Below are 15,318 nucleotides of genomic sequence, written 5' to 3' on the forward strand. Positions count from 1 at the left end.
CTATTCCTTTTCCAGGATCTTTAATGAGATCTTGATGGTTTCATACGGAATAGCTTCTTCAAAATGTTCAAAATAGGTTCTTAGTCCGCTGGGATTATCCAGTTTCTTTTTGGCAGTTTTAATGGATTGCAGCTCAGATTTAGGCACGAATTGCTTCAGGTTTACTTCTTCACCTTCATCATAGAGTTTTATTAAATGGGAGAATATCGTATTCCTGGCAACGCCTCGTTCTTTTGCGATCTCCTCTACACTTAAACCATCTTTATAAAGAGACAGGGTTTCTTTTAAAGTATTCCCTTTTTTGGTCTTCTTTTTTGTTTTCTTTTCTCTTTTTTCCTTGCTAAAAGCAATGATCTCCTTTATAAATCTAAAACCATAATCCTCCATTTTCTTTCTTCCCACTCCATTAATGAGCATGAATTCGGAATCTGACATTGGTCGTTGTTTTTCCATATCCTTTAAGGCAGCGTCATTAAAGATGAGATAAGCAGGAATATCTTCTTCCCGGGCAATTTCCAGTCGCAATTGCCTTAATCTTTCGAATAAGGAATTATTTGCAGTAGTAGTTTTTTCAGCCTGTGCCTGTGGTTTTTTATCCTTGACATCTGCCAGAGGCACTTTTTCATTTTCGAAAAGGACTTTTTTAGCCTGTTCGGTAAGTTGCAGTCTATTGTTGCGGTCGAAAGCGATCTCTATATATCCTAAATTGATAAGCTGAATGATGTATTGCTGCCAATGATGCCAGGAAATATCCTTACCGATCCCGTAAGTAGAGAGTTCCTGGTAATTACTTCTTCTTACTACTTCGTTCTGGGAACCACGAAGAACATCGATCACGGCCGAAATTGGTTCAGAAGCTTTCAACCTGAAGATACAGGAAAGTGCTTTTTGTGCTATTACCGTTCCATCGAAGAATTCAGGTGGATTCCGGCATATATCGCAGTTACCACAATCTTCTTCCAGGTATTCCCCGAAATAACTTAAGAGGATCTTTCGGCGGCAGCTCAGAGCTTCTGAATATTGCTTCATCCTATCCAGTTTAGCCAGCTGAACTTCTTCGTTCTTGGCATTCGAAGCGAATTTCTGAAGCTGGATCACATCGGAGTAACTATGAAAGAGAAGTGTGTCTGATGGTAATCCATCTCTTCCTGCACGGCCAATCTCCTGGTAATAACCTTCCAGGTTCTTCGGCATGTTGTAATGTATCACCCAGCGGATATTCGATTTATCGATACCCATCCCAAAAGCGATGGTCGCGCAGATGATCTGTTTTTCGTCATTGATGAAATCATCCTGGATCTGTGAACGCTCCAGGTGATCCAGGCCAGCGTGGTAGGCTTCGGCTTTAAAACCTTTTACTTTTAGTTTTGAAGCAAGTTCTTCAGTGGTCTTTCGGCTTAAACAATAGATGATACCACTTTCTTTTTTTCTGTTCTTTAAAAAATCTGAGATCTGTTCAAAACGTTTAATACCTTGTTTCACCTCGAGACTCAGGTTCTTACGATCAAAGGAGGCTACATGTTTCTTAGCATTCGGGATATTAAGCTGTTTGCAGATGTCGTTTCGGGTAGCTTTATCTGCAGTAGCGGTTAGCGCCAGAACCGGAGTAGAAGGGAAGCGATTCTTTAAATAACCAAGTTGAGTATAGGCCGGCCTGAAATCGTGACCCCAGCTGGAAATACAGTGTGCCTCATCTATGGCAATAAGGCTTACCTTACCATCGGTGAGGAACCGGTCTACGAACTGAAGACTTTCGGGTGCTACATATAGTAATTTGATCTCCTTATTATCGATCTTTTGAAAAATAGCCTGCTTATCTGCTTCATCTTGACTGCTATTCAAGTAAGCCGCGGGAACCCCATTGGCATTTAACCCATCCACCTGATCTTTCATTAAGGCAATAAGCGGAGAAATGACCAGGGTGATCTCTGGAAGCAAAATCCCTGGTAACTGATAGCAAATAGACTTACCACCACCGGTGGGCATAATGACCAGATTGTCCTTTCCGTCAAAAACAGATGCTATGATCTTTTTCTGAAGAGGTCTAAAACTCTCGTAACCAAAATATTCTTTCAGGGTATCTAACAGCACAGCTTCTTTCATAGGCGCAAAGGTAAAATTAAGCTTAGATTTTATTCAATTTCTAAACTTCAATTCAGTTTTATTTTTCAAAAATGAGAAGCTCAAAGTGATCTAAAAACCTTGTGTTAGCGGATTATTCTTACATTTATCAAAATTAAATTCGGTTAACTGCTTTTTATAATCGGAAGATTTCAAGGTCTGGAAATTGACCTTATTGATTAAATTGCTTTTAAATACTTATATATGGCTCTTAAAAGACCTAAATCCTTGCTTCGCCGTCCCAAGAATACCAAAACTGTAAACCAGATCCCGGGTACCATGACCTACGTGGGAACAAAGGATTCTGGCGAAACCAAACTCGATGTAATAGATTATAATCTTGAGCAATATGAAAGATTTACTTCTACTTCTACAGAAGATGCTTTCAAGTTCGTAGACGAGGAGAGGATCACCTGGTTCAATATTGATGGTCTTAGTAATGTTAGGGAGATTGAAAAGCTGGGCGAATATTATGAACTTCATCCACTGGTGATGGAAGATATAGTGAACACTGGGCAACGACCTAAGGTAGAAGAGTATGAGGATTACCTTTTTATAGTCGCCAAGATGCTTTATTATAAGAATGGTAATATTGAGAATGAGCATATAAGTATGATCGTTGGCAAGAATTACCTATTAACTTTTCAGGAATCAGATGGGGATGTATTCGACCCGGTAAGGGAAAGACTGGAGACTGGGAAAGGAAGGATTCGCGGGAGGTCTGCAGATTACTTAATGTTTGCTCTACTCGATTCTATAATAGATAATTATTTCCTGGTGATAGATGATATAAGTGATCGCATTGAAGAAATGGAAGCCAGTTTATTTATCAATAAACCAAATGATAATGTAACCCAGGAGATCCAGGAACTAAAACAAACGATATTGCGAATAAGAAGATCTGTTTTTCCTTTAAGGGAAGTAGTAAGCAGATTAGAAAAAATGGACACTCGCCTTATAGAAAATAGTACCATCAATTATATTAGAGATCTTCATGATCATATCATTCAGATTTCAGAACATATAGATATTTATCGGGAAATGATCTGGGGTCTTATGGACCTTTATATGACTACCATAAGTAACAAGATGAACGAGGTGATGAAGGTTTTAACGATCATGGCAAGTATTTTCATTCCGCTTACCTTCATTGCGGGTATCTATGGGATGAATTTTGAATATATACCTGAATTGCAATGGAAATATAGCTACTTTGTACTTTGGGGAGTGATGATCATTATTTTCTTATTAATGCTCTATTATTTCAAAAGAAAAAAATGGTTATAACCATAAATACAATATTATGAGAAGTTTGATAATTTTATGTCTTCTGTCCATTACTTGTTTTAAACCTATGGAAGCGCAGAGCGATGTGGTAAAGAAAAGGGATTCTATAAATAAGATCTACGTTGGGACCTATACCAGGAAAGAAGGACACGTGGATGGAAAAGCTGAAGGGATATATTTATTGAATCAGGATCCTCAAACCGGGAATCTTGAATTCGTTTGTACCGCCGCCCAGCTTATAAATCCTTCCTTTGTGAAAGTGGGCAAAATGGGAAAATATGTTTATGCCGTAAGTGAACTTGGACCTAAGGATGGTGATAGCGGTGTAGTTCATTCTTTTGAAATTCAGGAGGACGGCTCTTTAAAGAATATTGGAAAACTTGGAACAGGTGGTTTTGCCCCCTGTCACATTGCTCTGGATAGATCTGGTAAATATGCTTTTGTAAGCAATTATATGGGCGGGATTGTGATGGTCTATAAAATTGGATCTGATGGTAGTTTAGGGAAAAGCCAGGAGCTAAAACTGGAAAATTCAGACTCAGCGCATGCACATTCTGTAAAAATTAGTGGGGATAATCGTTATGCTTATATAGCCGATCTTGGAAATGATAAAATATGGATCTATCGTTTTAATATTATGACTGGCCAATTAGAACCTCACAAGGAGAAATCTATTGAGTTGGAAAAGGGTGCTGGCCCGCGCCACATAAGCTTTGCTAAAAATGGAAGTTTTCTATATTCGATAAATGAATTGAATAGTACTGTAAGTGCTTTTTCAGTTAAAAGCGATGGAAGTCTTAACCATCTTCAAAATATCTCAGCATTACCTGAAACATATCGCCAGGGGAATTCAGCTGCGGATATCCATATACATCCTTCTGGAAAATTTTTATATACCTCCAATCGTGGCCATAACAGCATAGCTATTTTTCAGATCAATTCTGAAACTGGTAAACTAACCCATGTGGATTATATTCCGGTTGCAGGAAAGACACCCAGAAATTTCGCGATTTCACCATACGGAAAATACCTTTATGCCGCCAGCCAGGATACCGGGAATATTACTACCTATAAGATCAATGAAGAAACTGGAAAATTGAAGCCACAGGAACCAGTATTTCAGATAAAAACGCCTGTTTGTCTTGAGTTTGTAAAATAACTATTCAATAAATTGATTTTCAGAAATTTGAATTGGAATTTTATTTAATTTCAAGATTAATTTAATTTCTGAAATCAGATGAAAAGAACTTTTTACAGCCTGCTATTCCTGGCCTTTTTCTTCGGTTGTGGAACTACACAAAATTTTAATGAAAAGACAGTCAGACCTGCGACAGATACTCCTGTGGCATTTGAGCCAAAACCTGGTTTAAGTCTTGATGACACCTCGTGTAAAAGTCCATTGGTTGATCCTCGAAGCGGGGTTGAGATCATCATGGTTGTATCACATGATGGTAAAGGTGATTACAGGGTTCCTTCTGGTATGTATGGATTAACTGGTAAAGAATTACTACGGTTAAATTGCAGCACTGGTGAGGTTATTGGGATCGTTAAGGAATAGAAAAAGGCCGGGCATACCGGCCTTGAATTTTATACTGCTTTCACTACGAAAAAACCATCATTTCCCTGGGATTGATATAACGGCATAAAAATGTAAGCATCCCATTCACTCACAACGTCATTGCCATTTTGTTTTGCTAGTAGTTCCCCTTTCTTGATCTTTTGAAAGTTTTCATAACCCGGCTCCATTTCAAAAATATCCGAATCTTCCAGGCCATGGCGATATATGATCTCAAAGGTTTTTTGTTCCGGTGCATTTTTCTTTGCAAAACTATCTACACATTCCGGATAGGTTGAAATTTTTGTTAAGTCAAAATTGCAAGCTTCCTTTAAAGCCAGCCAAATAACACCTTCATGGTTTTCCTGGGATGTTTTATCCGTATGCTGTCCAGCTTCAAAAACGAAACCAGTCATACCTATCCTGCTTAAATAATGATCTATATCTCCCGTAATGATATCACTAAATCCCCTAATAATATAGGTAGGGAATTTATGTGCCCATTCATCATTATCATTCACTTCCTGTACCGAGATGTAGGGGAGACTCGCTGAAGAAGTGGTATGGCAATCTAAAAAATATCGTTTTGTAAAATCGCCTTCAGATTGCTCTTTCAGGACATTTATGATCTCGAACATCTCTCTCTCCTCATGAGAATCGGGAGATTCTTTTTTTACATTATCTTCTGTCCAAGTTCTGTTGAGGTCTTCATCTATATAGCGTTTATTTTGATTTAACGCTTTTTTATTTCCTGAAACTCCCACAATCGTTCCATCAATTTCAGGCTTAATTCTTTCAAGTTCTTCAAAAACTGTTATCAAAGCTTTGACACCGCTTGGCTCATTTCCATGAATTCCGCCCGTCACAAAAAGCAGGGGGCCTTTTTTACCAGAACTGTATTTCCCTATGATCCTTGGAATATCCTTTTTCAATTCTATGCTCATAACAATATTTTAGTCCATCGTAGCTAAGGTTCGATTGCTTAGCTGACCTTCGTATGCCTTTTTATATTCAACTTTTCTTTCGATCGCTTCAATTACATAATCTGTAAAAGGTGGTAGGCCGATATCCTTGAAATGCTCCATTCCGCCCGGGCTAAGAACATTTATTTCAATGAGTTTATCTTTAACGATATCCAGACCTACAAAGAAGAGTCCGTCTCTAATTAATTTAGGTGCGGTTAATTCAACGATCTTTTTCATGGCTGGAGTTAGATCACTACTATCTGCGGTAGCGCCAAGGGCAAAATTACTTCGGAATTCACCTTCTCCGGCTACTCGTCTAATAATTGCTTTTTCTCCATCCTTTTCCATAACTTTTCCGTTAAGAAGTAGAACTCTAACATCACCATCCTTTACCGCAGGTAAAAATTCCTGAGCAATGACATATCCCTGAGAGCTCAAATGATCTATGATCTGATTTACATTCTTTTCATGTTCATCGATGAGGTATACATCCTGTCCTCCAGAACCTTCCAATGGTTTTAGAACCATTTTCTTATTCTGTTTCTCCCAGAAATCTAAAAGCTGGTCTTTATCCCTAGTGATGATTGAATCTGGTTTGATCTCTTCAGGTAATTCCTCGAAATACAATTTATCAATAAAAGCATGGGAAAGAGCATAAGCATCATTTAGAACCAAAACATCCTGTTGTTGTATCATTCTTCCAAATGCTACACCAGCCTGTTCAGCCCATTGTCTTCCTTCTTCCTCGGTTGGATTGTTCCTAATGAACAATACATCCAGTTTGGTGGAATCTAATTGCTTTTTCCTTGCTTTTTTACCCTGTAAAGCTTCCAGGAATTTATCTGGAGATTTGGTTTTGGTATTTTTAGGCACCTGCGTGGCATTGATAGTGATAGGCGAGTCATGGTGAAAATTAAAATCACCAACTCCCATCGCATAAACTTCATGACCTCTTTGATGGGCCATACACATTAAAGCGACCGAAGTTCCGCTTTTTTCACTTTCAATATCATTTAATACAAAACATATTTTCATTTACATACCATTTGTGACAGGCTTAAACCCTGCCTGATTAATTCTAATTTTTCGTACATTTTTTCACTGTGCAGGTAACTAGGCTTTACCTGTACAGGTTTTAAAACTTTTCTATCTGTAAGTTCCTTAATGATCCCGGTGTGCTTTATACCGTATTTACCGGCTAAAAGAGGTTCATATTCACCGCCATTCTTTAAATGTTCTTTTAATAATACAAGGCCTTTTAAATAGATGATGTCTTTCATAAAACCACCGCCCTGCATGATGCGGGAGGTAATATTGAAAGCTCTTTCTGGAGAAAATCCATGATCTAATTTCAATAATCTGAATATTTCCTGGAAATTTCCTCCGTCCATTAAAGCCTGTCCAGCAATCACTCTTCCTGCCAGAATTCGAAGCCGGTTCGCGGTAAGTCCGTCTACCATAAATTCAGACATTACGGCCAGTCCCTCCTGAAGCGGATCATAATCTGCCAGACCAATACTTAACTGATTCAAGGGTTGATTGCTACCATTATAATAGGTTAAAACATGTGTTCCCACCTCATGTTGTATGAGAGCTTCAGCTTCTACACGATTCATTTTATAATCTGCCGGAATGTATAATTCACCGTGCGAAACCATCATCACATTTACATCTTTCCTGATGTGTACCTTGCATTTAAAGTTTTCATCCTGTTTCCTGAAATAATCGAATTCCTTTCGAGCCATACTACTGAAAGCTTTTGCATCTAAAAGTTCATCTACTTCAGATTCTGATTCTTCCGGAACGTTTTCAAGAATATTTCTGGCTTCCTCGCATAAATTATTTTCTACACCTTTGTATAGCCTGATACTATCATACATGAAGTTCCTGGTTCCGCGCTCATTTAGCATGGTGATCTGCATATCCAGTTCCTCACGTTTTTCACGGAACAAATAGGACATGGCAGGATCATCGATATCTTCAAGCTTCAGATTGTAAAGTTTCCTTTTAAGAACATCTGGATCAACAGGTAATAACCTGTAATGGTAATCGATCACTTTCTCATAATTACTCTCGAAGAATTGCTTTTTAATATCATGGATATTAGCCGGGGATACCAGCCATAGAAATTGATAAGATTTTTCAATATTGGCCAGTTGCTTGTCTATATCAAATACGATCTGCTTTAGATATTTTCGGCCCAGTGCATTGAAACTGGCAACACCGCCGGAAGTTTGAACTCTTATGAATTCAAAAAAAGAGCGGTGGATCACTTTGATTAGGTAATCTTTGAAATTCCTGAAAAATACCGGATATAAATGGTTCTCATCATTTCTGTATATCGGTGGTATTTCAAGGCCTACGACAACAGCCCCGCAATTCTTGGCATCTTCGATACTCATAAGAGGTTGAGAGCCTTCGGGTTGCCTGTTGGGAGTGTCCAGAATCTCTGTGTCCAGGTATAAACCTGTAAATTCTGAATTTATTTTTAAAAACTCTTCCTGTAATGTGTCCAGGGTGGAAGGTAACCTCTGTGCCGGTCCTTTGATCTTAATCTTTGTTGAATCTATATCTCCCGCATATATCTCAAACAAGAGGTACGATTTCATTTCGGCAGAAATCTGGTCTGAAATTTTATAAAGTAATTTCTGGTATCCTTTGAACTCTTCATTTCCTATTACCATGTAAGAAGATTCATTGGTTACAAATCTTCTAGTGCCTTTATCATTTGGTTTTCGACGGTAAATCACCAGGTAGGGAAGTTCCTTCTCTATATGTAAAATTCCCCTATCAGGTAAGCGACAACTTATCTCTTTCTCTTCTTTGAGAATTGTTAAAATTTGTTCAATAGAATTTTCAGATAGGTCAGGTATTTCCTGCATTATTTTGAAAACTTACACAAATAACGGCCTGATGCTGTTATTTATAAGGGTTTATTGATCGGTTTGAAATAATCGTACTACCTAATTTAGTAAGTTTTGCAGGTCTGACCTTCTAAAAGGAACCTTTTGACAATACTTTATGAAAGCTTATTAATTAATGTGAAAGCTTTTATGTGCTATTATCAATAATTTGAGAAGATAATTCAGAGTAAAAAGGACAAATTGAAAATTTGAACTAAATCCAATCCATTTTTTTAAAAGAAATTATGACTTGCTGAATACAAGGAATTATGGCTTTATTATGAGTATGGTAATAAATTAGAGTCTGGAAATCAGATTCCAGATATAACGGAAAGTTGATATCAAAGACTTTTTATTTAATTACTGAACAGGTAAGTTATTTCACCCAATTCTTTCTGAACCATTCAGTTTGCTTTTCCAAACCTTCATAAAATGTAGTTTTTGGATCGTAGCCCAAAAGCCTTCTAGCTTTATCGATATTCGCGCTTGTACGAAGCTGGTCACCAGGTCTTTTTGGTAAGTGATCAAATTTTATCTTTTTGCCAGTGATCTTCTCAATAATATCGATACCTTCCTGGGTAGTGTGTTCGTTTTCTGAGCCTATGTTGAAGATCTGACCGTCACAAATATCTTCCTTTCCAATTACACCTAAAATCCCATCTATAATATCACCTACGAAAGTAAAACTTCTTATATGGGAGGTACTTCCCTCAAATAATGGGAAGTTCTTATCGTTGATGGCGCAATCTATTAGTTTGGTGAATAATTTATCTGGTCTTTCTCGTGGCCCATATACCGAGAATAATCTTAAGGAGCAGGCTTTTAAAAGATTTGACCGTGACCGGGACAAAACCAGTTGCTCTGCTGCTAATTTAGTGACTCCATAATCTGAAACCGGCTTGGTTTCTTCGTCTTCGGCAAGTGTTGCAAATTTACCGTAAACAGAAGAAGTGCTTAGATTCACGAATAATTTCAGCTTCTTTTGAGTCAGGGCAAAATTTAAAAGATTTTGAGTGGCTATAAAGTTATTCTCTAGATAAGATTCAAATGTTGATTTTGCAGAGATTCCTGGTTGACCTGCAAAATGAAATATATAATGGATATCTTCCTTTATAAGGTTATTGAAATCTCCATCGCACAGGTCATGCTTGATTACCCGGATTCCTTTTGATTCCAGGTCGCCAGCATTTTTCTCTTTAAGGTCCCTGCTGTAATATTCTGAAAAATTATCAATTCCAATAACCTTAAAACCAAGGGAAGCTATTTTCTCAGCAAAATGAGATCCAATGAATCCAGCGGCACCGGTTACTAAAACATTCATATTTATTACAATTTTGAAATCAAAAATCAGGCAAAATAAATCAATAGCCCGCAGAAAACATAGCTTTTACTAACTTTTAAATTTAAGAAGCTCTTATTGATAAAGTAACCACACTTCAAATACCGCATTATTTTCCACTTTCCAGGAATATTTAAACCAATCCTTTAAAAATTTCAAAAGATTGTCTTTTAGTATTATTACAACTATTTTTGCGCAAATTTTAAATTCTTAGAATGGATTATAATCTCACCATCATCGTTCCTGTTTATAATGAAGAGGAGAATCTAATACGTGTTGAGGAAAAGTTGAAAGAATATGCTCTTAAATCTAAAATTGATTGCCAGATCCTGCTGGTGAATGATGGTTCTAAGGATAATTCTGAAAACCTGATGATCGAGATTTGTGATCGTAATCCTGAATTTAATTTTATCAGTTTTGAAAAGAACTGTGGTCTTAGTGCTGCCATTAAAGCTGGGTTCGATTATTCTACTACCAACCTAACAGGTTATATAGATTCAGATCTTCAGACAGATCCATTTGATTTTGATCTTCTATTGGAGGAGATCGGTAATTATGAGTTGGTTAATGGATTCAGACATGAGCGTAAGGATTCCGGGATCAAGAATTTATCGTCTTTAATAGCAAATACCGTAAGAAACTGGTTTACCCATGACGGTATGTATGATACCGGTTGCCCTTTAAAGATCATTAGAACAGATTATGCGAAACGTATCCCTATGTTTCGAGGGCTGCACAGATTCCTTCCAGCGATGATCATGTTGCAGGGTGGAAGGATAAAGCAGGTCCCCATTAAACATTACCCTAGAATGGCTGGCACACCTAAATTTGGTCTAAGGAATAGGTTGATAAAACCTCTTATGGACTGCTTCGCTTACTTGTGGATGAAGAAGAATTATATTAATTATAATGTTTCTAAAAGGTCCTGATCTTCTATTGGGCTAATTAAAAACTATCTCTTGCTTTCTTAAAGCGTACTTTCTGTTGAATTTTCTCCAACAGAGTATGTTGCATTTTTATTTTTTGATTACTGAAATTTCTTAAGAAATAGGGGTGTAGATAAAAACAAAAAAGCCACGTTAAAAACGTGGCTTTTCGTGATGGCACCAGGATTCGAACCTGGGACCGCCTGCTTAGAAGGCAGGTGCTCTATCCAGCTGAGCTATGCCACCTTTTTGCGGTTGCAAATATAAGCCACTTTATAAATTATACAATGTTTTTTTATCTAAAAATTCACCGAATATGAAAAAAAGAAAAACTTCCTGAAGGAAGTTTTTGATTATCAGCAAATAGTACTTTTTAGTTTTTTCTAATTTTCTTGAACTAATTCAGATTCCAGCCCTTTTGAAATGATGATCAACTGATTTACGTTACCTGGAGTTGGATTGTCATTCTTAATAACCTCTGTATATAGTTTGTTGAATCTACGTATCAATTCAAGCGTCTTGAGCGATAGATTAAAGAATGTTCCGGATTCATGAATTTGATGAATCCACTCCTTAACAGATTCTATCTGTTTGTATTCTTCCTCAACATTGAGGATATATCCCTGTTCTTTGAGCATAACTAATTGTTTTACAGTTAGCCAAGCAGGAAGTAATGTAGATTTGGTGAATCAAATATATAGGTTAAAATAATTCAGACCGGTTAAGTTGATTGAAAATCTTTGAAACGCATTAATTAATCGGTAAAGTACTTTATATGAGGTTCCCGAAATAATCTTAATTTAGCCGAAAATTCCCAGAACCTTAATATGTTCAATTTTCTGCATTTTTATGGAAGTATAAGAGATGGATTATATTTCTTTATAAAGAGCTATTTAAAAGTAAATTTTCTGAACTATGAAATAGCCAATATTAATGGATAGCTGGTTGATCTACACTCTTGGTTTTATCGCCCAGTTATTGTTCTCTGGCAGGATGATCTTACAATGGGTACTTTCAGAAAAAAGTAAAAGGATCATTACGCCAATTATTTTTTGGCATTTAAGTTTACTAGCCTCCTTCTTACTTTTTGTATATGGTTATTTGAGGGATGATTTTGCGATCATGATGGGCCAAACTTTAACGTATTTCATTTATATAAGAAACCTTCAGCTGCAAGGACAGTGGCTAAAGATCCCGAAATTTTTCAGGATATTTTTATGGATATTTCCACTTCTTATTGTGGTCTACGGTTTTAATAACAATGAATATGACGCCGCAAAATTATTTAGAAATGATGCTATTCCATTCTGGTTAATAGTTCTCGGTTCTGTGGGTCACCTGGTATTTACCCTAAGATTTATTTATCAGTGGGTTTATTCAGAAAGAAAGAAGATATCCTCATTACCTCTTGGATTCTGGCTGTTAAGCCTTCTGGGGTCAGGACTTATTATGGTTTATGCGATTATCAGGGAGGATCCAGTGCTGTTGGCTGGTCATGGTTTTGGCTTGATTATGTATATTAGAAATATTTATATTCAAAAGAATGAAGTTAAAGGATAATTATCTTCTTTTATTGGTTCTGGTATGTTTAGCGATCTTCTTCGTTAATCTTGATGCCATATTTGTGAATATCATGGAAGCCCGTAACTTTGCCACAGCGAGGGAAATGCTCAATTTAGATCACTGGATCTTCACGACCCTAAATAATGAACCCAGATATGAAAAACCTCCGCTTCCCACCTGGTTGACAGCCATTTCAATGTTTCTTTTCGGAATGAAAAGCCTTTTTGCTTTAAGGTTACCTGCGGCAATCATGGGTTCTATTTCCGTAATTTTTATTTACAAACTGGGGCTGAAGTTTACTGCTAATAGAAGATACGCCTTTATTTCAGGCCTAATTGCGGCAACTTCCTTCTATATTTTATATTCCGGAAGGGATGGGCAGTGGGATATTCATACTCATGCATGGATGATAATGGCCATTTATGGGATCTATAAATTATTTACAGAAGAAACTTCTAAATACAGTAATGCCATAATATCTGGGATTCTAATTGGTTGTTCGTTTCTAAGCAAGGGACCGGTTTCCATGTACGCCCTTTTGTTACCGTTTTTGATAGCTTTTGGAGTAGTATTTAAGTATAGAGATTTTAAAAAGAACTGGTTTCCGGTGGTCTTAATGTTGGTGATGGCTACCATTGTTTCCGCTTCCTGGAGCCTATATGTATATTATTTTGATACGCAGGCCGTCGCAAAGATAACAGATAGAGAAACCGGGCGTTGGTTGGATTATAATGTAAGGCCATTTTATTATTACTGGAGTTTTGTGATACAAAGCGGAATCTGGACCATCCCTGCATTCGTAAGTCTTTTATATCCCTATTTGAAGAATCGCGTTTTCAACAAACCTGGTTATAAATTCACATTGTGGTGGACTCTGGGATCGGTAGTACTATTGTCTATTATTCCAGAAAAGAAATCACGATACCTGTTACCGGTTCTTATTCCGTTGGCGCTGAATACCGCCTTTTATATAGAATATCTTTTCAGAAGATTTGATATGCTTCCGAAAAAAGAAAAGTGGGTGGTTTATTTCAATTTCGGTCTCATCGCGTTCATAGGCTTATTGTTCCCAATCGCGGGATTCATTTATCTTAATGAACTTCTACCGAGTATCTGGCCGTGGTTCTTAATGACCTCAATTTGTCTTTTTGGAATTGGGATTTTGATGTTTTATTACCTTAAAAAGAATAAAATAAAACCAGTATTTTATTTATCTGTATGGTTCATTATTAGTGTTATTTTCTTTGGTTTACCAATTGCCAAAAAGTTAGAAGTTAACCCTGAATATAAAAGTATCCTGGCAGTTGACACTTACAGGGAGAAAATGGATATTCCTGTTTATGAATTTAAGGATTTTACTCCAGAGATCATATGGGAATATGGCAGGCCTATTAAAGTTCTATGGAATGGCGAAACCTATGAAAAGCCTTCTGAAAATGAATTCCTGTTATTGAATACTCCTATAAATTATGATTCCATGCTTGAAACTTTCCCGGATTATAATATTGAAAAAATAGATGAAATAGATATGAATCCGGTGGGAAACACCCATAAGAACAGATTGTATAGAGACTTATATTTAATAAAGAAGCCCTAGCCAAAAAATCAAATTCAAAATGATCAATTACCCAATCAGGTTTGTACCAATTCTGCAAGATAAGATATGGGGAGGCCGTAAGCTTAGAGATATACTCAATAAACAAACGATTAGAGAAAGCGTTGGTGAAAGCTGGGAGATATCTGGTGTCGACGGCAATATATCCATTGTTGAAAGCGGACCTGAAAAAGGAACTAGATTAACCGATTTAATTTCTAAGTATAAGGGTGAGTTAGTAGGAAAGGGGATATATTCTAAATTTGGGAATGATTTTCCTCTTCTTATTAAGTTTATTGATGCCAAGACCGATTTATCTGTGCAATTGCATCCTAATGACGAATTAGCAAAACAAAGACATAATTCCTTCGGGAAGACAGAAATGTGGTATGTGATGCAGGCTGATGAAGGTTCCAGGTTGAATATAGGCTTCAAAAAGGACCTCGATAAAAGGGAATATTTGGATCATCTTGAAAAAGGGAAGATAACCGAACTTCTAAATTTCGAGGAAGTTGAAAAAGGCGATTCCTTTTTTATCAATACAGGAAAGGTGCATGCTATAGGTGGTGGAATTCTACTTGCAGAAATTCAGCAAACTTCAGATATAACCTACAGGATCTATGACTGGAACCGGGAAGATTCAGAAGGGCAAAGCCGGGAGCTGCATACTGCTTTAGCATTGGATGCAATAGATTTCAGAAGAAAGGATGATTATCATTTAACCTATGAGAAGGAGATCAACAGATCGTCAGAGATAGTTTCCTGTGAATATTTTAGTACTAATTTCCTGCCCGTAAAAGGAGAAATAGAAATGGATTATTCCTGGCTCGATTCATTTGTTGTTTATATGTGTGTTGAAGGTAATGCTCAAATAATCGTTGATCATTATAATGAAAAGATTGAAAAAGGGCAGAGCCTTTTGATTCCTGCTTCCACGAACAAACTTCATATTAAGGCGAAGAATGCAGAATTGCTGGAAATTTACATTAAATAAATCTCCAGCATATTATATTTTAAACTTGCTTATGAGGGTATAAAAACTTGCTGTACCTTTTTCTAGCCTCA

13 protein-coding genes and 1 tRNA gene are annotated in these 15,318 nt (G+C 36.9%); 7 read left to right on the forward strand and 7 right to left on the reverse strand.

Annotation, left to right across the window (positions count from 1 at the left end; all coding sequences use genetic code 11):
• Nucleotides 1-2,103 carry a DNA helicase RecQ gene (gene recQ / locus G3I01_RS12840; protein ID WP_219548500.1) on the reverse strand — a complete coding sequence of 701 codons (2,103 nt, stop codon included), beginning with the start codon at nt 2,101-2,103 and terminating at the stop codon, nt 1-3.
• Between the two features lie 222 nt (nt 2,104-2,325).
• Here recQ and corA point away from each other — a divergent pair, with 222 nt between their 5' ends.
• The 3 genes from corA to G3I01_RS12855 all read left to right on the forward strand — a co-directional run bounded on the left by corA (nt 2,326) and on the right by G3I01_RS12855 (nt 4,966).
• Nucleotides 2,326-3,408 (forward strand): magnesium/cobalt transporter CorA, encoded by a 1,083-nt coding sequence (gene corA, locus G3I01_RS12845; protein WP_219548502.1) that lies wholly within the window; start codon nt 2,326-2,328, stop codon nt 3,406-3,408.
• Between the two features lie 16 nt (nt 3,409-3,424).
• On the forward strand, nt 3,425-4,567 hold the full coding sequence (locus G3I01_RS12850) for a lactonase family protein (RefSeq protein ID WP_219548504.1): 1,143 nt from the start codon (nt 3,425-3,427) through the stop codon (nt 4,565-4,567).
• A gap of 78 nt (nt 4,568-4,645) precedes the next feature.
• Complete coding sequence (locus G3I01_RS12855; protein ID WP_219548506.1) at nt 4,646-4,966, forward strand: hypothetical protein; 321 nt, start codon at nt 4,646-4,648, stop codon at nt 4,964-4,966.
• A 29-nt stretch (nt 4,967-4,995) separates the two neighbouring features.
• Here G3I01_RS12855 and G3I01_RS12860 read toward each other — a convergent pair whose 3' ends face one another.
• The 4 genes from G3I01_RS12860 to G3I01_RS12875 form a co-directional block, all read right to left on the reverse strand.
• Nucleotides 4,996-5,907 (reverse strand): succinylglutamate desuccinylase/aspartoacylase family protein, encoded by a 912-nt coding sequence (locus G3I01_RS12860; protein WP_219548508.1) that lies wholly within the window; start codon nt 5,905-5,907, stop codon nt 4,996-4,998.
• Nucleotides 5,908-5,916: 9 nt separating this feature from the next.
• Nucleotides 5,917-6,963, reverse strand: coding sequence for a glutathione synthetase (locus G3I01_RS12865; protein ID WP_219548510.1), 1,047 nt, complete (start codon nt 6,961-6,963; stop codon nt 5,917-5,919).
• Entirely contained in the window at nt 6,960-8,810 is a 1,851-nt protein-coding gene (locus G3I01_RS12870) for a tyrosine/phenylalanine carboxypeptidase domain-containing protein (protein ID WP_219548512.1), read from the reverse strand. Before G3I01_RS12870 ends, G3I01_RS12865 begins: the two co-directional genes overlap by 4 nt.
• 397 nt (nt 8,811-9,207) lie before the next feature.
• Entirely contained in the window at nt 9,208-10,152 is a 945-nt protein-coding gene (locus G3I01_RS12875) for an NAD-dependent epimerase/dehydratase family protein (protein WP_219548514.1), read from the reverse strand.
• Nucleotides 10,153-10,385: 233 nt separating this feature from the next.
• On the opposite strand from G3I01_RS12875, the gene G3I01_RS12880 reads away from it, so the two are divergent.
• Complete coding sequence (locus G3I01_RS12880) at nt 10,386-11,099, forward strand: glycosyltransferase family 2 protein (RefSeq protein WP_219548516.1); 714 nt, start codon at nt 10,386-10,388, stop codon at nt 11,097-11,099.
• 169 nt (nt 11,100-11,268) lie between these two features.
• On the opposite strand, the gene G3I01_RS12885 is transcribed toward G3I01_RS12880, so the two are convergent.
• Both G3I01_RS12885 and G3I01_RS12890 read right to left on the reverse strand, forming a co-directional pair.
• Nucleotides 11,269-11,342: transfer RNA gene (locus G3I01_RS12885), tRNA-Arg, on the reverse strand.
• Between the two features lie 137 nt (nt 11,343-11,479).
• Complete coding sequence (locus tag G3I01_RS12890; protein ID WP_219548518.1) at nt 11,480-11,734, reverse strand: hypothetical protein; 255 nt, start codon at nt 11,732-11,734, stop codon at nt 11,480-11,482.
• Nucleotides 11,735-12,029: 295 nt separating this feature from the next.
• On the opposite strand from G3I01_RS12890, the gene G3I01_RS12895 reads away from it, so the two are divergent.
• Genes G3I01_RS12895 through G3I01_RS12905 form a run of 3 tightly spaced genes read left to right on the forward strand, consistent with a single transcriptional unit; the run spans nt 12,030 to nt 15,247 of the window.
• The gene (locus G3I01_RS12895; RefSeq protein ID WP_219548520.1) at nt 12,030-12,656 is read left to right on the forward strand and encodes a lipid-A-disaccharide synthase N-terminal domain-containing protein; all 627 of its coding nucleotides are present in this window, start codon (nt 12,030-12,032) and stop codon (nt 12,654-12,656) included.
• The gene (locus tag G3I01_RS12900; RefSeq protein ID WP_219548522.1) at nt 12,640-14,256 is read left to right on the forward strand and encodes a glycosyltransferase family 39 protein; all 1,617 of its coding nucleotides are present in this window, start codon (nt 12,640-12,642) and stop codon (nt 14,254-14,256) included. The genes G3I01_RS12895 and G3I01_RS12900 overlap by 17 nt, the downstream gene beginning before the upstream one ends.
• 19 nt (nt 14,257-14,275) lie before the next feature.
• Nucleotides 14,276-15,247 (forward strand): type I phosphomannose isomerase catalytic subunit, encoded by a 972-nt coding sequence (locus G3I01_RS12905; RefSeq protein ID WP_219548524.1) that lies wholly within the window; start codon nt 14,276-14,278, stop codon nt 15,245-15,247.
• Nucleotides 15,248-15,318 lie beyond the last annotated feature (71 nt).

Source organism: Gramella sp. MT6, assembly GCF_019357415.1.
In the GTDB taxonomy this organism is placed as follows: domain Bacteria; phylum Bacteroidota; class Bacteroidia; order Flavobacteriales; family Flavobacteriaceae; genus Christiangramia.